Here is a 574-nt window from a genome sequence, read left to right as displayed (position 1 = left end):
CTCCACCCATTCGGCCCGGGGTCAGTTCACCGGCGGGTGGCAGGGCGGGGAGGAAGTCCTCGGGTATCTGGATGAGGACGGGATCCCGGCCGATTCGAAGACCGAAACTTATGCTGCGATCCGGGTGGATATCAATACCCGCCGTTGGAATGGTGTGCCGTTCTACCTGCGTGCCGGTAAGCGCCTGGGCCGGCGGGTGACCGAGATCGCGGTGGTGTTCAAGCGGGCACCGAACCTGCTCTTCCGTGACCACAACGATGATGACTTCGGTCAGAACGCCGTGGTGATCCGTGTCCAGCCCGACGAGGGCGCCACGATCCGGTTCGGTTCCAAGGTCCCGGGCACGCAGATGGAAGTCCGTGATGTGACCATGGACTTCGGCTACGGGCACTCCTTTACCGAATCCAGCCCCGAAGCCTACGAACGGCTGATCCTGAACGTGCTCCTGGGCGAACCCCCTTTGTTCCCGCGGCACCAGGAAGTGGAACTGTCCTGGAAGATCCTGGACCCGTTCGAGGAATACTGGGCCGGGCTCGATGAACAACCGCAACCCTACGCACCGGGCAGTTGGGGA

Annotated in this window: 1 protein-coding gene; it reads left to right on the top strand. The window is 62.9% G+C overall.

Features of this window, described 5'->3' with window-relative positions:
- Positions 1–574 (top strand): glucose-6-phosphate dehydrogenase (locus AC6CH8_RS22835; protein WP_498192465.1); only part of this gene is annotated, 574 nt, incomplete at both ends.

The organism is Paenarthrobacter sp. GQ52 (assembly GCF_059759005.1).
The sequence above is the reverse complement of the archived record's forward strand: the minus strand, read 5'-3'. Positions and strand labels throughout refer to the sequence as shown.